At 43.9% G+C, this 22,155-nt stretch carries 13 protein-coding genes and 1 pseudogene; 2 read left to right on the top strand and 12 right to left on the bottom strand.

The genetic code is table 11. The annotated features are described in order from the left end of the window. A partial coding sequence (locus CIL02_RS06625) for a hypothetical protein (protein ID WP_141210146.1) occupies positions 1-898 on the bottom strand: 898 nt, incomplete at its 3' end. Positions 899-1,188: 290 nt separating this feature from the next. On the opposite strand from CIL02_RS06625, the gene CIL02_RS16305 reads away from it, so the two are divergent. Both CIL02_RS16305 and CIL02_RS06615 read left to right on the top strand, forming a co-directional pair. Then, entirely contained in the window at positions 1,189-1,365 is a 177-nt protein-coding gene (locus CIL02_RS16305) for a hypothetical protein (RefSeq protein ID WP_170935034.1), read from the top strand. After that, the gene (locus CIL02_RS06615; RefSeq protein WP_371589104.1) at positions 1,359-1,778 is read left to right on the top strand and encodes a zeta toxin family protein; all 420 of its coding nucleotides are present in this window, start codon (positions 1,359-1,361) and stop codon (positions 1,776-1,778) included. Before CIL02_RS16305 ends, CIL02_RS06615 begins: the two co-directional genes overlap by 7 nt. A 269-nt stretch (positions 1,779-2,047) precedes the next feature. Here the strand turns inward: CIL02_RS06615 and CIL02_RS06610 are convergent, their stop codons facing one another. From CIL02_RS06610 to CIL02_RS16940, 11 genes and pseudogenes are all read right to left on the bottom strand, one after another. Next, positions 2,048-3,667, bottom strand: a complete 1,620-nt coding sequence (locus CIL02_RS06610; RefSeq protein WP_094400145.1) for an ATP-binding protein — start codon at positions 3,665-3,667, stop codon at positions 2,048-2,050. Between the two features lie 542 nt (positions 3,668-4,209). After that, positions 4,210-4,932, bottom strand: a complete 723-nt coding sequence (locus CIL02_RS06605) for a hypothetical protein (RefSeq protein WP_141210145.1) — start codon at positions 4,930-4,932, stop codon at positions 4,210-4,212. Positions 4,933-5,155: 223 nt separating this feature from the next. Next, complete coding sequence (locus tag CIL02_RS06600; protein WP_094400142.1) at positions 5,156-5,560, bottom strand: hypothetical protein; 405 nt, start codon at positions 5,558-5,560, stop codon at positions 5,156-5,158. Between the two features lie 13 nt (positions 5,561-5,573). Next, positions 5,574-7,760: a peptidase domain-containing ABC transporter gene (locus CIL02_RS06595; RefSeq protein ID WP_094400140.1), complete on the bottom strand. Its 2,187-nt coding sequence runs from the start codon at positions 7,758-7,760 to the stop codon at positions 5,574-5,576. A gap of 118 nt (positions 7,761-7,878) precedes the next feature. Further along, a complete protein-coding gene (locus CIL02_RS06590; RefSeq protein WP_094400138.1) occupies positions 7,879-10,830 on the bottom strand; it encodes an outer membrane beta-barrel protein in 2,952 nt (983 codons plus the stop codon). A 479-nt stretch (positions 10,831-11,309) separates the two neighbouring features. Continuing rightward, entirely contained in the window at positions 11,310-12,617 is a 1,308-nt protein-coding gene (locus CIL02_RS06580) for a radical SAM/SPASM domain-containing protein (RefSeq protein WP_094400134.1), read from the bottom strand. Beyond that, positions 12,610-15,003 carry a glycosyltransferase family 2 protein gene (locus tag CIL02_RS06575; RefSeq protein ID WP_094400132.1) on the bottom strand — a complete coding sequence of 798 codons (2,394 nt, stop codon included), beginning with the start codon at positions 15,001-15,003 and terminating at the stop codon, positions 12,610-12,612. The genes CIL02_RS06580 and CIL02_RS06575 overlap by 8 nt, the downstream gene beginning before the upstream one ends. Positions 15,004-15,014: 11 nt before the next feature. Then, positions 15,015-15,380 (bottom strand): hypothetical protein, encoded by a 366-nt coding sequence (locus CIL02_RS06570; protein ID WP_094400130.1) that lies wholly within the window; start codon positions 15,378-15,380, stop codon positions 15,015-15,017. A 157-nt stretch (positions 15,381-15,537) separates the two neighbouring features. Further along, positions 15,538-17,367, bottom strand: a complete 1,830-nt coding sequence (locus tag CIL02_RS06565; RefSeq protein ID WP_094400128.1) for a hypothetical protein — start codon at positions 17,365-17,367, stop codon at positions 15,538-15,540. Positions 17,368-18,232: 865 nt separating this feature from the next. After that, positions 18,233-20,173, bottom strand: a complete 1,941-nt coding sequence (locus tag CIL02_RS16945; RefSeq protein ID WP_371589108.1) for a DUF5013 domain-containing protein — start codon at positions 20,171-20,173, stop codon at positions 18,233-18,235. An 84-nt stretch (positions 20,174-20,257) separates the two neighbouring features. Continuing rightward, positions 20,258-21,838, bottom strand: a pseudogene (locus tag CIL02_RS16940) (alpha-L-fucosidase); the annotation flags it as partial. Between the last annotated feature and the right edge of the window lie 317 nt (positions 21,839-22,155).

Below are 22,155 nucleotides of genomic sequence, written 5' to 3'. Positions count from 1 at the left end.
GATTCCGGAAGTAGTATTCCGCTGCATCAATTTTTCCAATGCCAATTTGATATAATCCTTTTGTATAGTAATAATGCATGCGTTCAGGAACTATCCTTTCGTCAACGAACAACCCTGATTTGTTTTCGAATATATCCATGTAAATATGAGCAGAATCGTATTGTCCACGGGATATATATGTCTTTATAATGATAGGATAAGCACTTGCAGCAGCTTTATGGAGACCATGTACTGTGTATAGACTGATGCAGTTCTTGAATATGTCAAGAGCCTTCAAGGTATCACCCAAAACAAAGTAGTTACCGCCTACAAATTCTTTACCACGTATATAGCTGTAAATGTCACCTGCTTTGAGAGCATATTCACTACAGTGATTATTTGCAACTATAGAGTAATCATACAGATGCTGGAATTCATATAAACTTGCCATTTGCCCATACACCCTAAACAATATATTATAGTCACAATCGCTTGCTGTTGTATCGGCTTGCTCTGCGGCATCAATAAAACATTCCAATGCCATAGGTGCTTCCTTCATGTCCCTGTATATGCATCCAAGCAGGTAGCGGGACAGCATGCGGTCGTTGGCAGAGCCGTGGCGGTCGTAATAGGAGACGACTTCATTGAAGATGGTGTCGGATGGCATGGGGAGATAAAGCTTGTTCTGCGCCTTCGCCTTGAGCATAAGCAGACGCATCCGTGAAGCCTTGTCATCGTCGTAAAGGCGAAGGGAGTCGAAGAGAGACAGGCTGTCGTAGGCAGCCTGCGGGTTGCGGTCCATCAGGCTGTCTATATGCTGGAGCCTGGCATCATACGGGTTGCTGCATGTGCCGGGAATCAACATCACTGCAGCAAGCGACAGCAGCACAACTATGATGGCTGTGAGCGTACATTTCATGTGTTGAGACTGATTGCTGGTCATTTCGCTGCAAAAATACAAATAATTAGTGAGCTGACAAAGTGCGACGTGTTAAAAAGTCGGCAAGCAGGAGGGGGTGTTTCTGTAAATGAGATGTTGTCCCATGGATTGCACGGATGATGTTTTAGAGAAAAAACATAACCCTACTGTCTTAAGATTCGTTTTTATGTACCTTTCCTCTAAAGAAATGTGATTTCTTTATCCAGACTGGCTCATATCTCGGGATTTTTATGTAACTTTGCCGCTGTGAAACAGCAAACAACATGGTTATGAATCCTACAATTGACACATATCGGTTGACAAGCATGGAGGAACCCTCTGATGCCGTTCTCTCACAGTTGATGAGAGAAGCAGCGGAAGATGCCAGACGTACTAACGATGAGGCAACCAATCGTTTCTTTGAACAGATGCTGCAGGATGCTCAAAAAATTTCCACAGTATGGTAACTACCATCCACAAGCCAGTTCTTATTGTCATTGCCGGGCCTAACGGTTCGGGCAAGACAACCATAACCACGCAGATTCTGCAACATGAGTGGATGGAGAATGCTGTCTATATCAACCCCGACCAGATAGCCAAAGATAAGTTCGGTGACTGGAACTCCCGCGAAGCCATCATGGAGTCGGTGAAGTACTGCGAAGGACTCCGTGAGGAGTGTCTTCGGGAGCAGAAGAGTTTGATATTTGAAACCGTATTGTCTGCTGATGACAAACTCGATTATATCCGTCGTGCCCACGATGCGGGATTCTTTATCCGCATATTCTTCGTTGCTACCAACCATCCCTCCATCAACGCATCGCGCATTGCTCGACGTGTGATGAAAGGTGGTCACGGCATGTCTGCTCTTCCGTATGGTTAACGGGAAGGTCTATAAGCGCTATGTTGAAGACTTGCCTAATTGGGCGAATACGATTGTCTATTGATTATAGTTCCTTTATCACAAATCGGTTATTAGCGCATAATAGTCTTATCAAGTTGGATTATTATTTGTTTTGCTGAGTCTGGGGTGTTTTCAAGATATTTCTCATTAACACACCCTATAAATACCGTTGTCACGTTGTTACGCTACGTGGTCAGAAGGAATAGTCCATTTCATGAAATAAGACATGATGTTTCCCTTAATCGAAGTTATAGTCCGAACACTTGTTCGTCCGTTATATTCCCGTCAGCATCGACAACTCGCCAATGAGTGATATTGCGAGCCTCGGAAGATATGCTCACGCCGCACTTGGTAACCTTCCTGCCGTCTGCCTCGTAGGGGATGGCGTAGCCCTTGGAGTCGATCTGCTCCAAGGCATGGTCTACGGTATCGTCTACCTTCAGCTCGAGGACGAAGATGTCGGTGCGTGTCTTTATCACTACATCCGCCCTGCCAAGGATGCTCCTCACCTCGGTGTCGACGATGGAGTTGAGCATGGAGAACGCCATGTAGAGAAGGAGCTTATAGAACGACTCACGGCTCTCCTTGTCGTTCCATTCCTCCTTGGTGATAATGTCGTAGGGAATTTTGGCTATGTATGACCGAAGGGCGGAAATAGCCCCTGATACGTCACCCTCGAACAAGGAAGACGCCATATTACGTGTCAGACTGTTGCCGTCTGCTGTGGTGCGTTTCAATATCAGAGGCATCAGTCCACTGACCATGCCTGACCTGACCTCAAGATTCGGGAAGTGGAGTGTGTAAGTCTTCAGAAGCGGCTCATAAGAGTCGATTGTCAGATAACCGCTCTGATAAAGCAGCGGTATGGGGGTTGACGCACTTTCGCAAGAGATATTGAATTCGTCCAGCCCTACTTTCACGCCATCATACTGCAAGGCTGTCTTCAGCGGATAGTGCCGCAAATGCTCTATCAGCGAGGTCATCGTACCCGACTCGAACCAGTAGTGGTCGGTGTTGCGTCCGTCAAAAGCACGGAGCACGCTGAAGGGCGCATAGACATCCTGACTTTTTCGTGAGAAATGATAGCCGTCGTAGTTCTTCTTCAACAGGGCGTATGCCTCATCGGTCGTAATCTCCAAATTCTGAGCGTATTCCTCGACACATGGACGCAGCACGGTGTCAAGTTCCTCCTGAGTTATGCCACACAGCCCGGAGTATTCATCGTACATGGATATCTGGGTCAGGTTGTTCAGCTCGGAGAAGATGCTGAGCTGTGAGAACTTCGTAACACCCGTTATGAAGACGAACCTTAGGTATGCTCCCTCATCCTTCAGCACCTGATAGAACTCACGAAGCATGGTGCGCATGGCCTCAAGCTGCTCAGGCTCGTACATCAGCCGCATTATGGCGGAGTCGTATTCGTCGAGTATCACCACAACCTTCTCGCCTGTCTGCTCGCAGGCTCTATGTATCAAGCCACGGAAACGTGCGCCAGGTGTCTTCAGTTCCGGACTTTTGCCATAAACAGCTTCATAATCCGAGATGAAATTCTCCAGTTTTGACTGTGCCAAAGGCACGGGCAGGTTCTTCAGTCCGCTCATTGTGAAGTGCAGAACGGGATATCTCTTCCACTCCTTTTCAAGCTCCGCTATCTTCAGTCCCTCGAACAGCTCCTTCTGTCCCTGGAAATAAGCCTTGAAGGTGTTGCACAGAAGGGACTTGCCGAACCTTCTCGGACGGGCAAGGAATACATACCTGTATTTGCCGACAAGGTCAAACACCATGTCGGTCTTGTCAACATAAACCTTACCGTCCTTGCGTATGTCTGCGAACTGGTCGGTATCTACAGGATATAAGAATCTGCCCATATTGCTTGTTAATTGAAGAGTGAAGAATCTACTGCAAAGATAGTGCAAACGAATGGAATGACAAAGGAAAATTCATTTTTCTTTGTATTCCTGAACCGATGGAGCAGCGAGAGCAGAGTCAAGCTTGCTTGGCTATGCCGAGTGCAGCCGATATTCAACGAAGTTAATCGTGACAGAGGTCGGCGAAGCCAATGCAGCCTATCTTATTCAAATTTATGAACTCAACTTTCGGAAGTTATTTTAAACCACAGAGTTTAAGAGACATAGAGTATTTATACTAATGAAAGAGGGTGAATGCCAAGGCATTTAGAGCTCATAGAGAGCTGCGCATCATGTTTGCCGCATGGAAACTCTGTGTCCTCTGTCGCTTGCGACCTACTCTATAAAACCACAAATCTCTTTTTACCTTACCCTTCGGACGGTGACCGTTGGTTCTCTTTAACTCTGTGGTTTAAATAAAACCCTTATACATAGAGAATTATCACATGCGAAACTTATATTATGAATTATTGCCGACTTGCCAAAATGATTTCACGAAATAATTACTTTATCGGATGGAACAGCCTGTTCTTTGTCCCCAACGCCTCAACCTCCTCCATCGTGAAGGGTGGTCGCCAGCGCATAGTCCCGTTGTTTGTCCCTACACCTTTTATATAATAGCGGTTGCGGTAGCCATCGGGCGTGAACTCACCCATCCCACCAATGTCGCCAATCTTCATGCCGTGGTTGTGCAGACATGTGGTAACCATCACTTCCGAGTGTGCCGAGTGTCCTTCCTTCATGTAGCTGTCCAGCAGAGCCAAGGCATGGTTGGAATAGCGGCATATAGGATTGAAGCCTTTCACACATTTCTCCAAAGTATATCCACAGTCATTGCTCCTGTACCACCATGGCCAATCCTTATTGCCTTCACCATACTTTTCTATATGGCAGCTCAGGAAGTCGTAGTCGTCAAGGTTGCTGTCGCAGTCTTCCATCAGTGTGTCCCATCTGCCAGTGAACACCACGTCGTATTCTATGAACCAGTAATGCCGGTAGTGCGGGTTGTCGAGGAAGAAACGCAACGGGATGAAGTGCGGGCTGCCTGGAATCAGCGTGTTCTCAATAGGGGTATAGCCCAGGGCAGCCAGGTCTTCGGAAACATAATGCCGTACATTGACATTATCCGGTAATGCAGATCTGTCGAAACTGTTGCTTGCAACAACCCACACCACATCATACTGCTCGTCCGGCAAGTGGCGGCAGATGCCTCCATAACTTCTCATAATGCGTTCGTCTACTTTATGAGAAATGAAAAGGACAACCTTTCTTTTATTCATAATCACTTGTATCTTGATGTTATCAGTTCAATTGTATAGATTAATATTCCTCGTCAACTGTTGCTGATGAACGAGTGACAGCAGGAGGCAAATACCTGCAGTAATCATCAGTATGGAGATGACCGTCATTCTATGGCAGATTACGAGAAAATGATTTATAGAACCTACCTTAGGTATATTGTTTCATATGTTTCTTCAATATTTTATCTCTTATATTCTCTCTACCAACATATATGAATCCCTCAATATAGGTATAAGAGGGCGTTTCCTCTTTCATCGGGAGAAGCGTTATGTGTAGCATGTCGGATTCCACAACTATACTTTCCACTATGCAGGCAATGTCACCCACAGAGGTTTGCACAACAACAAGCGTGTCCTTTGGATGAAACTTGATATGCTCCTGACGGGTCAGATACCCATGCCAACAATGTTCGTGATTGTCATAAAAAAGATGAATTTGTGCCTTAACCCGAGTCTCAAAAGTACAAACAAAAAAAAGCATACCGACACTCATCATCACAAGCAACGCAAATACTCCATAACGAAAGATCAAATGGCGAATCTGTATATTCATATTGAAAACTGATTTAGTCGGCTGCAAGCTCCAGCTGGTTGTGAATAAGTTGATAATAATATCCCCGAGCGCACGTCAGTTCGGCATGTGTGCCTTGTTCCACCACTCTTCCCTGCCGCAATACAATTATCTGGTCAGCGTTGCGCACGGTAGAAAGCCGATGGGCAATGACTATTCGTGTGCGGTTTTGGAATGTGCGACCGATATTTTCTGTGATTTCCCTTTCATTCTCGGCATCAAGCGAGGAGGTTGCCTCGTCAAGCATGAGGTATACAGGATGCTTGTAGGCAGCGCGTGCAATCATTATACGCTGTTTCTCTCCTCCGCTCACACCCATACCCTCGGCACCTATCCGCGTGTTCACGCCCAAGGGCTGTCGCCTGATGAATTCATCCAGACAGGCTATTGACAAGGCTTCTCTTAAGCGGTTGTCATCCTCCTCTTCTCCCAGGATTACGTTACGCAGGATTGTGTCAGAAAAGACAAAATTATCCTGCATAACTATTCCTGATGCGCACCGCATCGACTTGGCGGAATAGTCAGTCAAGGGTCTCCCTCCAAGAAAGACAGCTCCATCTGTAGGCTCATAAAATTTCAGAAGCAGTTTTATAAGCGTTGTCTTGCCACTTCCGCTTTCACCAACGATTGCAATCATTTTTCCTGCAGGTATGGTAAAGGACACATTCTCCAAGGCTGGTTTACCTATGCTGCCAGCATAGGAAAAAGTCAGATTACGTACCTCTATATCCATCGGGGCATCAGTAGGGACTTCACTTTGCAAAGGAGAATCCTCGTCTGCACAAAGGTGTGTCTCCTCTGAGCGTTCCAAACTTATTTTGGCATCTTGAAACTGTTGCAGGAAGCCGATAAGCTGTGATAGAGGTCCGTTCACCAGTCCGATGATGGCTGATATACTCATCATCATACCCAAGGTCAGGTTCCCGTTCACTACCTCTGCGGCAATCCAGCAGGTGATGAGAATATTACGCAATTGTCCTATCACCGTAAAACCAGTATTCTGAATTTGACTCAGTTTCAGTACCTTTACGCTCATCTTATAACTGCGCTCCTGCAAGGTTCGCCATTCCTCAATCTTATAGTCATCGTAAGCATTGAGTTTTATGTCGGTGATACCTGACACCAACTCATACTGCTTGTTCTGATTCTCAGCATTGATCTTAAACTGTTCATAATCCATAGCCTTCCGCTGTCGGAAGAAATAGGTCATCCATGCCGTGCTCAATCCTGTCAATAACAGATATACTCCAAGTATAACAGGACTATACAACCCTATAATTGCAAGATAGAACGGAGCGGAAATGATGGAGAAGAAGGTTTGCAGCGTACTATAAGTAACAAAACTTTGCAAACGTCCATGGTCGCCTAACCGTTGTTGGTAATCGCCAACGCTTTTGGTATCGAAAAAGGTCATAGGAAGTTTTAACAGTTTGGCCAGGTAGTCGCTGAGAACATTGATATTGATGCGTGTGCTCATGTACAGACTTACATGACTGCTGATAAGTCCCATTAGAAATGTACCGATAAAAATTGACACCTGGGCAAACAGAATGTCAAGAATAAGCCCCATGTCACGCATGCCGATGCCGTCATCGACCATTGCCTGAGTAAGAAAAGGCGTAACGAGCGAAAGCAGCATGCCAAAAAGCATACCAAAAGCAGATTGTGACAGTTCCCACCGGAACGGCCAAACGTATTTCCGTGCAAAGCGCAACAGACTGTGTTTTTCCTTCACTGTGTTTCTGCTGAAAAATTCCTCCCTTGGCTCTATGGCTATGACAATACCCTTATCACTGCTAATCCAAAATCTCTTGAAAGAATCTTCACTGAAAGCATGCTTGCCATATGCAGGATTGGCTACACAGTACTTTCTCTTACCAGTCCATTTATTTTGTTTTATATCATAAAGAACGACAAAATGGTTCTGTTCCCAATGGAGGATTGCCGGAAGCGGACACTTATCGTGCAATTGCTCCATTGTCATCTCAAATGATGCGCTATCCGCACCAATCTGGTTCAGAGCATCACGTATGCCAGCCACACTCACACCCTCACGGGTAAGATGCGAAAGGGAACGTAGGTAAGACAGCGGATAATCTTTTCCGTACGCCGATGCCACCATTCTGATACATGCCGGACCGCAGTCCATCCGGTCAAATTGGCGAGTAAATCGCAGTTTCATTTCCTCATTTATATAATTAGACTATAGTTTTTCGTACAGATACTATCAATCGTCAAAGACTCCATCTAAATTTACGCATTTGGGAAATCCGGATATGCCGTGATTGGAGCAGCATGTCTTATAGACGTTCATTCCTTTTGTTCTTTGGTTGTTTGTCGAAGCGGTACACAAGACGCAACATGACGTAGCGAGGGATGACATTGGTATAGTATTCCCAGCGGCTTCGGCTGTCAATACCCGCATCAACATTGGAGAGATTGCCCAGTATGTCCCAGGCATCAAGCATCAAGCTGAGACGATTCTTTGAAAGGCTCTTGGTGAGACGTGCGTTCCAGACAAGGTCATCTCTGTTCATCGTTGCCGATTCGTAGCCCCGGCGTGTAAACATCGTCAGTTCGGTGGATAACTGGAATGCCCATGGCAAGTCAATCACCGCATTGGTTCCGTAGCTGATACTCCAGGTATTGGCATCTGTAAAGTCGTTGCGGTTGGCGGTTGCGTGGTTCCATGACGCATTGCCTTTTATACCTACATTCAGTTTCTTGTAGCGGTAGTTCAGACGGAGTCTCTCGTTAAGCACGGCTGTTTGTGTAACTGTGCGAAGAGGGACAGATGTCAAATCGCTACTGGAGAAATCGACGGTATGATAATAGTTGCCCGCAGTGGTGGTGCTGAGTGTCAGGCGGCGTGACCTGTCAAGCGGTGTTGTATAGCCCAAGTTAAACCAAGCGTTCCAGTTGCCGTTTACATTTACTGGACAGCTGGTTGTCACACCTGTCCCTTTGTCATAGACATAGCTCACGGAGATGGCGTTTATTGCGTAGTGCCAGCCGGCATTGCCGTACAATTGTCGTTCCTTGCTTTGCATCCAACGGTCGGACTTGTAATTGAACGACAGATTTATGTCGGTGCGCTGTTTCAAGTCTGGATTGCCCAGCGTTACGTTAAGAGGGTCGGAAGCGAAAGTCTTGCTGACTAAACTGGTCATTGACGGTGAGCCGCTGCTGAGGTTGGCGGTGAGCATAAGCTCATGGCGATATTCCTGTGTGTTACGTTTTACCTCAAGGCTGGCTTGCGGCAATAAGTATTTCTTGTTGATTTGCTGCCCGTTTTTACCTCTGGCAAAGTCTGTAAAACAGAAATCGTTATTCTCAAGAGTTATAGATGGGCATAGTTGTACATACCAGCCTGCCGTACGGCGGCCTTCTGGTGTTTGGCTGTAATGTTGCCATTGCCAGTCGAACATCAGGTTGTGGCGATAGCGGTGCAGCAGTCCCTCGTAGCTGTTGTCTGAGTCGAGTGCCTGCATCAGTGTCATGGCTTCAGAAGGCAGCCATCCGAGCACCTTGTCCGAACTTTCATCAAGCACATCGAGACGGTAGTGCATACGGTCGCCCGAGTCATATTTATAATTGAACGTGTAGCTTGGATTTATCATGATTTCCTGATTCCAATGCCAAAAATACTTCATCCGTACTTCTACATCAAAGTTCTCCTGCGGTGAATTGTCATAGCGGTTGCGCCAATCCGTCTGCAATGCTTCGCCCTCATAGTAGTTGTATAGGAAATGGTTGAACCCCTCCTGCCGCCTGTTGTTATAAGAAAGGTTGCCGTCCACCGATATACCGTCCAGTGTGTAGGGAATCTTGAAATAGCTCCAGAATTCCAAACCGCCCTCTACCGTGCGGCTGTTGCCCACAGACTGTTCTCCGTTGCGGCGGATAATGTTGCGCATGGCTGTGGTCCAGTCCGGTGAGAACAAACTGTCAAGCACTGCGGCATAGTCGTTGACAGGACTCGCATTGAATGTCCCGTTCAGGAAGTTGTGGTTGTAGTCGCTTTTCTGGTATCTGAAACTTGGAGAGAGACTGAATGCGTTGCGTGTCTGCAGGAAGGTGTACTTGAAAAAGTGTTGCGTTCCTATGGAGATGTTGCTACTGCGTGTACGCCTTGAAGTCACGTTGTAAACATCACCGCCAGGCAGAAAGTTGGTTGAGCTGCCCTCCCTTATGTTGTCCTTGTCTGTATATGATATGTCTGCGGTACCGGAAATCTTGAATCGGTCGCGCTTATCGAACACATTATAGTCAAGTCCACCGCGTTTTGTGGATGTCAGTCCGCCAGACACATTAAACCCACCCCATTCTCCATTCCCGTCAGGCTTGCGGCGGTCGTTGACGTTGTTGAGGTTTCCGAAGAGCGTCACGCGAGAGTGCGGCGTATAGCGCATGGCAAAGATGCGACCAAGGTAGCGGTCTTCAGTTCCCAAACCCCATTCCGTATTTGCCAGCCAACCGACGGCATATTGTCTTTTCAGTTTCACATCCATCACGTACTGCCCTTCATCCACCTTCCTGCCCAACAGCTTGCTTGTCTCGCTCTCCTTAGTATATACCTTCACCTGCTGCACCATGTAGGCTGGCAGATTGTCGAGCAGCACGGTGTTGTCGCCTTTGAAGAAGTCCTGTCCGTTGAGCAAGAGACTTTCTACGAATTTTCCGTTCACCATGATGCGTCCGTCGGGTTTCAACTCAGCACCCGGTAGTTGCGCCACGAGTGCATCAAGCATCGAACCCTCTTGCAACTGGAAAGCGTCGGCGTTGTAAACCAGCGTATCGCCCCTCATGTAAAACTTTATCTTAGTCGCTGTAACAGTGACCTCGTCTAACTCTTTGCCAGACTCCATCCAGGAGGTACGTCGCATCGGTATGGCCCAAAGTGAGATCACAGGCTGGATATGTTTGGATTTCCATGCCAATTTTGTACTTTTATACACGGTTCCATATCCCTTGGTTTCAAGTTTCACAATAAAATGTCTATCCGCCTGCTCCGGCACATCGAATTTGAAACAGGTGCGAATTACACCGTTCCCCTGGTCTTTATGCTTGTAGCTTTTTGTAGTCATCAACACAGTGCTGTCAGAACGGAGTAGCGAGCATGCCACCTCGCCTTCTATGGCATTACCAGTGAAAGCATCCACGACAGTACCTCCCAACCTCACGGGTGCCTTCTGCGCAATAGAAGAGAAAGATATGAATATAATGAACAATAAGATATTTGTTTTTTTCATTTCTATAGTGGGAACGGAAAAGTTTCAGAATGCATGGGGATTACAGGGGGATTCTATATCTATATCCCCATGCAAACAAAGATTTAGAAGTTGTTTACAATAAAAACGACGAACCGAAAATGACTGTCACATCGGATGGAGAAGGTGATTTCGACTTAGGCGTTGCAGTTGGAGTAGAACAGTTGCAGTCACAATTCTTATTCGTAGTACAACTGCAATTACAATTACAATCTTCATTCTCAATACAACTACAATCGCAATTACAGTTGCTATTATTTGAGACATTTCCTGTTGGAGCAGAACCAAATGCACCGAATCCGCCTCTCAACTGACCTTCTTGGTTTTCTTCAAGAGCTGGTATTTCCAAACTCAGCGAAGCTAACAGATTTTTTGTTTTAATCATTTTGTTGTTTTTTTAATTAGTAATTAATAATTATCCATAAAGGATTTGTGAAACTTCCACTTTTTGCTATAAGATACTATTCTGAATTAGACTGTTGCAAAATTCTTTCTTTTAGACATTTTATAATTAAATCATCTTTTTCCTGTTCATTCATTTTACAATAACATTTATCATGCTGAATGCTTTCCAACTTAATTTGGGAACATCCCCCGTTACATATAGGAAGCACTTTGCAGTTCAGACATGCGGTATTGGAATATTTAACTGCCATTCGTCTCTCAAAAGTTTCATTAAAAATTATTTCTCCTTCTTCTGAAAGATAACCTTCTTTATTATGAGGAAGAAAATCGCGTGCTGTACATTTGAAAATGTTTCCGTCCGAATTTATAACAACATTATTTTCTTTGTCTGCATAGCAACAATGCCTATGATAAATCTTGTCCGATTCAACAACGAAATGCTCATTCCGAAACAGTTCCTTAAGATAATCTATTCTCTCATGAATATCATTTGATTGATCTTGCCATATTTGTTGAAAATTGAAATGAATGAATTTTTTCGTTTCTAATGGAAGTTTACAAAAGTCATCAAGAACATCAACAAATGTCTCAGCATTTTCTGCTGTATAATTTAGTCGCACAAACACCATATGGTGACGTTTTGCAGCCTCGATTATATTGCTAACTATTATATCATATGTAGGTTCATGATTAACTCCAATGCGAGAACGGTCATGGTAGGTTTTGTTTCCATCTAATGATATTTGAAATGTAGCTGGACTCGTTAAACCCACTTGCTCCAAGGATGTTACTATTGTGTCTGTAAGAAGAACTCCGTTTGTGGTAAAATTTGTGTTAAGTTCTAATCTCTTTCTTTTACACTTTTCTGACGCAAACGACAGAATTGGCAAAACTACATTTTCAAAGCCCAACAAAGGTTCTCCACCAAAGAAAGAGATATTAAGACTCTTCATCTTTGGAAGATTCACTTTTTTTTCTATCAATCGATATATCGAGTTTATAACTGTTGCTTTCATTATGTTTTTGTTGTCGTGCTTCTCATAGCAATACCAACACCGAAGATTGCAACCTAATGTGGGGTTTATAATCATGCTGAAATTTGATGAATCATTATCCAGTTCCTTCCATTTTGTAATCATACTGGCAACCTCATTCTTTTCTGCAGGAATAACGAATTCTTTTTCCTGCATTTGCTGGAAGAGTTCAATGTGCTGATTTTCAAGTGCTCCTATATTATCTTTATACGCACTTACAAATTCTGACAATTCTTTATTTAACACTATGAATGCTTCCGTCTGTAAATTGAAAAGGATAGTATTATCCCCATCAATTATAAAATGTGTAAATTTGTTTAGCTTATACATCTTTTATATTTTTATTGTTACACGCTACATCAATCAATCCTATTACAGCCCCTATACAGCCATTAAAAATTGTTGGTCTCCAGTATTTTATATTTTTTGGAAGATGTTGGTTTGTCAGAAGCCATTCGCTAAATCTGGGATAATAGGTATTTTTCTCCATCCCATTTTTTTGAGTATCCAAATAAAACATAGCATAAAATACTGAAGGTAAATCACTTGACGAATCTTCAAGTATCCTTTTTGAGACAATACTTAAATCATCTAAAAATGAAGGGTCCCAAATTGGCTGACCTGTTGAATTCCTAAGTATTACATAAGCCAATATGCCACCTGCCCCGGATGCAAAATACGACACGGAGATTTTTCTTATATTTATTTCCTGTATTTGCTGGTCTATTTCACAAAGTAGCTGTTTGGGATAATTGTCCAGCAGCTTCCTTGTATATAGATACATACATGCCCACCCTATGCCTGCTATTCCTTCTGAGAAATTCCAAGACAACGAACGTTTCTTTATCGCATCACAAATGTCAGTCCAATAGTATTGTATCGTGTCTTCTAAGTCTTGTGTGCCGCTCCAATTCTTATATAGGCAAAACCAAACAAGCTGGCCTGTTACCCCCTCAAACAGACCGACTTTCTTTGAGGGATTGTTTTGTATGAAGCCATTGACCTGATGAAGCAATGATGATTGCTTATTGATTTCATCATTACCCAATAGTCTACTAATGTGAATCTGCAAAACAGATTCGAATGGTCTCGTATATATAGATTTCAAGTAGGTCTTTAGCGTCTCAATTTCTTGTTTGTTTGCTTGCAACAGTTTCATTGACTCTGCATATAGGTTTCTATCTTTATGCCAAGCAATAGCTGCTGCAAAACAATAGAACGACTGTGAAAATGTCAAATACGAAACCAATAGGTTGTTACTGATTTCCTCTGCCATATAATGTTTGAACGGGGACACCTTGCGATATATATGACCAATTACTACATCTTTAACCAACAGGCATCTTCCACCCTCGCGCCAAACCTTAAAACTCATCAAGGCCTCATCACATCCGTATTTTCTTAATCCCTGCAGACCTCTGATGTAAATCCAATAACGTTTGCTTGCCGCATATCCCGCCCCCAAGACATTTCCAATAGGCTCCACATCGTAACCTGCTTGCAGCTCTTTTTGATTCCATTCAATATCTGGCCAATATTTATTTGAACAGAAAGTAGAATATGCTCCGAAAACATCAGGGCATTCCTTACTATGCCTTACAACACCATAATCATCTTTTGACAAGAAGCGTGACTGGCAGCAAAGCAGTATCCTGTCATCTGTTTCTAACAGAGAAACCAAGCGCTTAGGCCAGTTCCCATCATAAAAACGCATGTGTGCATCCAACAGCAGGAAATAAGGTGTCGTGCACAAAGACACACCCAAATCACGTGATTTTGCAACACCAAGCCTTTCTTTATTATAAACATAACTAACAGAATAATCACGTAAGTCTGTGCGATAATCATATTGGTCATAAGACTGGTCGTTAATCACAATAATATCAACGCTATCACCTACAGTGTCACGAATACTTTTCACGGTTAACGCCACTTCGTCCTTTTCATTCAGAAATGGTATTATAACTGTCAATCTGTTATTTGTTTTTGGAATTGTGACTGGATGAATATCTGCCCATGATACTTCTTTTTGGGTAAGCCATCTGAGAATTTCTTTTTTTATTTTCTTAGACTGTTCATTCTGAACCATAGAGTGTATTGAACTTACCTGTGAGGATGACACCCTATACTGCAAAACTATATCATTGATATTGAACACTTGCAATCCTTTCATAATCGCACGTGCCCAAAACATATAGTCCTCTGCATAGATATAATCTTGCTCGTATTTTAATGAAGCCGATTTAACCCGTCCGTTCCTCATAAATGTTGTGGGATTGACGATGCAATTATTCTGGATTAGATCTTCAATCGTCACTTCTCCATGCCGTACAATATTTCCATTCTGCTCACCGATTAGTTGTGCACTCGCCCCCAGAATATCAATGTTGGGGTGTTCCTCCATAAACTTAAATTGGATAGCCAACCTGTTTGGCAACATTAAGTCATCTGCATCTGTACGGGCTATATATTTCCCGTGCGCATTTTCTAACAGGAAATTACAGGAATCGATATAGTTATGTTCTCTTTTGAAGAGTTTGATTCGCTTGTCATTATATGACGAAATTATGTCGCAAGTATTATCTGTTGAACCGTCGTCAGCAATGAGCAACTCGAAATTGTCAAACGTCTGGCAAAGAATACTATCCAGACATTCGGCAACAAATTCTGCTGCATTATATACTGGCATAACAACGGATATAGCCACTTGCGACATAATGGTATTTATTAAAGTTCAACTTCCCCTGTATATACCTTATCCCCTAAGTACAACACAAGTGTGAATTCACCTGTAAGGTTATCGGGAACCTGCACCGTGCCGTCCTCACATATTAAAGATGTGTACACAACCGTGTCACCTGACACAATCTCTATGGTCTCGCCTGCGAGATACTCTGCGAAGGTGAAGATATGATCAGATTGGGTTGCGGATATTGGAGCCGGGGGAATCCGAGTTATAGGATGACTTTCATCATGAGAGTCATTGTACCTAAGTTGAACACTAATTGTCTCATCAACAATACTCTCTCCTTTGACATTGCTGGAAATAGCCAAAAGAAGCATTAACAATAATGTCTGCGTAATCTTTCTCATAATTTGTTTTTGCTGCAAATTTATCTATTTTAAATTTGTCCGCATCAAAAAATGTGCAGAAATTTTACACCAACTTTACACCAAAAACAATATAACTTTTTGGATGTCAGTACTATAAACAAATAATACACCAGTTTTACACCAAAGGCCATCAGCACTAAATGATGGTACCGGTAACTTCTTGCTTTTGTTGTGCGCCTGTAATTGCAACTGCTGTATTTTGCATGTTTCCCAATAGAGTCTTGGCACTTTTATCAGAAAAGAGCTTCTCGTTAGCACTCGCCTTGGCATTGCTTACAACTTGTGCTTTACAATTTATCAGATTGGCGATTTCCTTATTCTCAAATCCCAACCACAGCAAAGCACATACTTTAAATTCTTGATGGCTCAGTTTTTTATTTTCAGTAAGCGTTGTATACAACAAAGGAAAATGACAAGAAAATTCCTTTCTAAAAGACACCCAGTTAATATCTTGGCTATTATTGTTTTTAGGTACAATTCTTGTCCGCTCTTTTAAAACAAGGTATATATGGCTTTTCTTGAAATCTTCCATTGAAGCGTTTATGTCCAACTTATACAACGAGGCCGATAGCTGTTCTTTTTTGAAAGTTAAGTCGTAAATCTCCTTCTTGTGTTCTTCGTTACTGTAATCCAATTGTGAGCGTAATTTATCAACCTCACATATTGCTTTCTTATGAGAGTTGGAAATTTGACGGTATGCTTCTTCCGTTTCAGACAAGGAATTACCCAGATTTGCAATTCTACTCTTATATTTTCGGAACAGTCGTCTGCCATAAAATACCAATACAACTGCAACAACTGCGCATAGTAGTGCTATGACAGTTAGGATCTTTCGAGACTTGTTCGCTTTTGGTTTTATCCTGTCAAAGGTGTGTGAGGAAGAGGCCTGAATCAACTCACTAGCTTTCTTCTGAGTCAATATGCTGTCCATCTCTGCCTCGCACAATCGTGTGTATTTGGAAACAGAATCGTTATCATTTTTTACAGAATATACTTTCAGTAAGCCCTGAGCCGATTCATAACCGAAGTTATAGTTTCCAAGTTTCCTAAAATAATATTCAGCAGAGTCATTCCTGCTGATACCAAGAAAATACTGTCCCAGAGCCTTATAATAATGCTCTCGTCCCGGTTTTAGATTACCTTCTGCATCGAAATTCCCAGAGTGAAGTCTGTACTTTTTCATCAGGCGATAAGCCTGTTCGTACTGTCCTCGACATAGATAAGAGTATATAAATATCGGATAAACAGAAAAGGATTCCTTAATAAAGCCGTGTTTCCTATATAGTTTTTCAGTCTCCAAAGCGTGTTTTACAGCATCAAGAGTATCTCCAACTATGTAGTCGAGATACGCTAAAGCCTCCATGTCGAAAATGGCTTCTCTAATATGTTCCGACTTGATAGAATACCAGATGCTCTTATTATAGGATTTGCGCGCATAAGAGGGGAGGTTGCAAGAAGCATATATGCGCCCCATCTGACTGTATATGCACGAAAGCAAATAATAGTCACATCCTGTTTCTGTAGTATCAGCGAAACAAATAGCATCCTGATAGGCCAGGATTGTTTGGGGGTATTTCTTCATGTCCCTGTATATACATCCCAGCAGGTAGCGGGACAGCATGCGGTCGTTGGCAGAGCCGTGGCGGTCGTAATAGGAGACGACTTCATTGAAGATGGTGTCGGATGGCATGGGGAGATAAAGCTTGTTCTGCGCCTTTGCCTTGAGCATAAGCAGACGCATCCGTGAAGCCTTGTCATCGTCGTAAAGGTGAAGGGAGTCGAATAGCGACAGGCTGTCGTAGGCTGCCTGCGGGTTGCGGTCCATCAGGCTGTCTATACGTTGGAGCCGAGCGTTATACGGGCTGCTGCATGTGCCGGGAATCAACATCACTGCAGCAAGTGACAGCAGCGCAACTATGATGGCTGTGAGCGTACATTTCATGTATTGAGACTGATTGCTGGTCATTTCGCTGCAAAAATACAAATAATTAGTGAGCTGACAAAGTGAGACGTGTTAAAAAGTCGGCAAGCAGGAGGGGGTGTTTCTGTAAATGAGATGTTGTCCCATGGATTGCACGGATGATGTTTTAGAGAAAAAACAGGTTCATCTGACATTTCGAGTGATTACCACTTATTGCTGCATGGTCTGTGTATATTACCTTCATTGCCGCTAAGGTTATAAATCTTGTCTGTGGCGTATTCATATTTGCGGTTCATGCTATATCTCGAGTGACAATATATTGTTGCGTGGTCTATGCATATATATATCATTGCCGATAAGGTTAATAACCTTAAGGCCGTAAGGTTAATAACCTTTCAGCCGTAAGGTTATTAACCTTATCAGGGATGCAAACGTATTCATATCCTTTGGCAAACTATTTCACCCACTTCAGTTAATAATTAAGGTGTACAGTTTGATGTGCAAAAATTGAATATCCTAATTCTGAAGTTTATGTTTGTAATTGTCGCGCTGTAAGCGCAAAAGTGCATAGCCCAGGGTAGAGCGTAGCGACACCCTGGGTTATTTCATGTAGGTGATGGTCGCGCTGTAAGCGCAAAAGCGTAGATAACAGAAGGATATTTAACGCTTTTGCGCTTACAGCGCGCATGGACAATGCCCAATTACACCCAGGGTGCCGCTGCGCTCTACCCTGGGCTATATTCTTCTGCGCTTACAGCGCGTGCTGGTCAATGTATTTTCTGCGAACAAGTAGTCAGAGTAAATCAGGAACAGTCCCATTTTGCGGTACAACAAACTGGACACCCTAGTTAATAATATACTTCAAGAATAATATATTATAATGCGTCACTCCATATTTCTGATGAACCTTTTATTTCAGGTATTTCTGTGTTTTTGTTCCCTTACGGACAATATTGATGCCTTTCTGTATGCTGTTGTGCCTACGTCCCTGCAAGTCGAAAATCATAATAGATGATGTTTCTTTGTCTTCAATAGTTTCCATACCTGTGCTATTGTCTTGTCCACAGTACCGCAATACCATCCTGTCAAATTTGAAGTCGTTGCCCTGATAGCCGTCAAGCCTCACTCCAATAGTTATGTCAGAATCATTGTGTAGCGAGAAATCAAGGGTCATGGTGTCGTTGCCATTGTGTTTCAAGCCAATACTTTCCGTGTTCGCATACAGATATGCTCCTTCACTACCGCAAAGGCTGAAAACAGACAAGCGATATTTTCCTGCCGGCATCTGCGACAATGTCTGCTCTATGCGTCTGTCCGAGAGCTTGCCACTACTCTGCCAGTTGTTTACATATAGCTGTCCGTCGCATCCTGCAAGGTAGCCACGTTCCACAACACCGCCACCGTCAACAGTCCATCCTAAGGGGTGGAGGTTTTCATCATATCGTTCAAAACTATTGTTAGTAATAAGGTATGTGATGTCAATAGCCGATTGGTCGGAAGCATCATCAAGATGCTCAAATTGCCTCATCCATTGAGAGCGCGGTATGGCATAAATATCTACATGTGCGGCATTATCTTTTGTTTCGGCCACAGAGAACTCTGCCCCGTCAACAAAGTTTCCATCATCCCATGGTCCAACATAATTGTTGCTTGTAAGGTTTTTGAATATCCAGCCCTCTGTAGCAGAGTATTCCGGCAACAGATAGGCTATGCTTCGGTTTCCGTCATTCGCCATGCCATTTTTGCCAAAGTCACTATATGTCTGCCAAACGACCTTGCTCCATCCTTCGGTACGGAAGTGTCGGTTCTGATCCTTCATGCTGCTGAGAATAAAGTAGTCGACCTCGGTTCCTGTGGCAACATTGCCATCAGTGTCGAAGGCTTCTATTACCCACACGGCTCCAGCATCGGTATTTGGGTTTGCATTGGCTACATATTGCATGGCGTTGGTACCGCTCCAGTTCTTGTCGCCTGCTGCCGAACGGGCTGCAACAGGTAGTGCATGGGAGTGATCAACCAGTGCAAAGAAATACTTTGAATAGTCAAACCCTTCTGTCATTCCTTCCAGCTTTGTCCATCCCGCTTCAGACAGTTTATCCGCTATCGGACGGTTGTCATTATTCTCTTCCAATTGAAGGAAAGCTACTTTGACGGCTCGGAACTCCTGTGTGGCAGACCCATTGTCCATATTGGCCTGCCAACCTATATAATACTCCCCTTCTTCCGTTATTTCCACTTTGAGCCCGTAAAGGTCGTCACCTTCCTTCGACTTGTTTACCTGATAGTATGCCAGAGAGGAAGAGGGTATTTCGTCAGTGTTGCACAGCTGGTCGCTGACAAACATATATGCCTTGTCGTTGCAGCCATAGATGGAGTTATAGGCTGCACCAAAAAAGTATTTCCCAGGTTTCAGCACCACCTTTCTATATATACGCGCATTTGTCAGGTCACCATTATTGTCGCCTTTGTCATTCCACACGCCAAGTGATATTCCGCGCACGTTGTTGTAGTTGTCAAGTCCCTGCCTGTCACCGGAAGAATTGGGAATATTGTAGTTCTCTACTATCCAGTTGTCAAGCTTGCCATAGCGTCCGCCAAGAGTCCCGGAGAAGTTCTCACCCTCAACGAGTGTCGCCCCAGTTAGATTGGCTGCTATTGGCTCTGTCAGCAGTCCACCCTTGTTCAATCCTGTCTTGAGGAAATCCTGGTACGACTCACGCAATTCTTTTAACGCAGCATCTATAGCCTCTTCTGACGAGGTGTCTGCATTTTTCAGCTCTGCCACTGTTTCTTCAAGAACAGACAGTTTTGCGGAATTATATTTTCCGGAGTTTACAGGACTGGCTGACAAAGACAGCTCGTTGCACAAGGCTTCTATGGTGCTTATTGCCTCGTTCAACAATACGAGATTGTCTTTGCCTTCCTTTTTGAAGGATATACGGAATACAGGTGCAATATCGTTTGGACGTGTGGAAGGGATGTCGAGTGTCAATCCTTTTCCATCGTGTGTAAATCCTACTTCCCCATATCCCAACAGTTCAACCTTTTCTACTTCGCCATGGTAGCTTGTGGCAAGCGGGGAGAAGGCCTTCATGACATATTGTCCTGCCGACGGCCACGCCATGATGGTGGCATAAATAAGGTCCTGCTTTGTTACATACCTTACATCTGCGCTGGTATAATTCTGTCCTTCGTTGAAGCCTTGTGCTGTCATTCCATTGACAGCCTCAGCCAACGGACCTTCACCGAAACACTCTTTCCATACGCGAGTACCATATATACTCTCACCATTTATCTTCATCCATGCCTCGATACCATTGAGTACGACCTCTTCCTTATCGTCGTATGTGCCATCGGCACGAAGGGGTATAGACAACAGCAGATTTCCGTTCTTTGAAACGATGTCCACCAACATCCTCACCACTGTAGCCGCACTCTTGTAGCCATTTTTGCGATAGGTGTTGAGGTTGTAGTGCCAATCTCCAATACAGGTACATGTCTGCCAGTACTCTTCTCTCGGACGGTCGGGGATGCCACGTTCCACATCCCACATCATGGCTTCCTTCTGTTCGTCGGGCAATATCTTTCCTGTCACCACTACCTGTGCATCGCCACCTCCGTTGAGGTTAGAAGCATGGTTGTAATAATGTGCGAGGAAGTCTGGTCCCCATTGTGGGTCACACCCCCAGAACGGCAACACCGTATCATCGAAATAGATTATATCGGGATTGAGAGCGTTAACCATCTGCCTGCAACGGTTCTGCAACTTTGTTTTATATGCCTCGCTTGGCAGACTGGCTCCATTGCCCCACTCCCACTGACTATGTATTGTACCACTGTTTTCCCATCCTTCAGAATGAGGATGGTTCTGTGCATACAACTCCTGTGGGTCGTACCCTTCCCACCATGTTCCTGTTCCGTCGGCCTTTGTAAGGTTGCCGTCATACTTCTGCGACGGTTCGAGCCATGTCCAGGCATGACTGGCGTGTATACTCACACCGAACTTCAATCCTTGCTCCCGAGCAGCTTCTGCCCATTCGGCTCCAAGGTCTCTCTTTGGTCCAATGTTTACAGAGTTCCACTCCTGATACGGACTGTCCCACAGGTCGAAATTGTCATGGTGGTTACCGAGCGCCATGAAATACCGGCATCCTACGGCCTTGTACTTTGCCATAATGGCTTTAGGGTCCCAACGCTCTGCCTTCCAGTCGCGGCAGAACTCTTTCAGACCATACTCGCCAGGGTTGAAATTTGTTCCGCGATGCTGATCATACGGGTTGCTGTTATAATACATAAAACGAGCATACCAGTCTCCGCTCTCTGCCTGACACTGTGGTCCCCAATGTGCCCATAGTCCAAACTTGGCATCTTTGAACCATTCAGGACATTCCCATTGTTTCAATGATTCCCAGTTGTTGGCATATCGCCCCTCTTCCATTGGCACGTCACTAATCTGAGCATGCATCTGTCCTGCCATGAGCAGACTTGACGCAACGATACTAATAATTTTTTTCATTTCAATTTATATTTGGTTGTTTTACCTAAGTGTTCTTCCACCTTATTATCTTCTAGTCGCCAATTATCTGCCGTACGTTTTTTTCAGCTGTTCATCAAATGCTATTTTGTCGACACAGCACCCGTGTCATGCGATATTGGCTTGCACGACGACACGCCTCCTTCGGTGTTGACTTGTCCTGCTTGTGAATGCAAAAGTAATTAATACTCGACAAAATCTCTTCAACAAAAAAAGACATTAAGATGGAAAATATCGACTTTTAATAATACAATTGGATAAAGCCGTTTATAAATTGTACAATATCGACATTGATTTGT

Origin of the sequence: Prevotella sp. P3-122 (assembly GCF_002251365.1) — a bacterium.
In the GTDB taxonomy this organism is placed as follows: domain Bacteria; phylum Bacteroidota; class Bacteroidia; order Bacteroidales; family Bacteroidaceae; genus Prevotella.
Note: the sequence above shows the minus strand (reverse complement) of the source record. Positions and strands in the feature narration are given on the sequence as shown.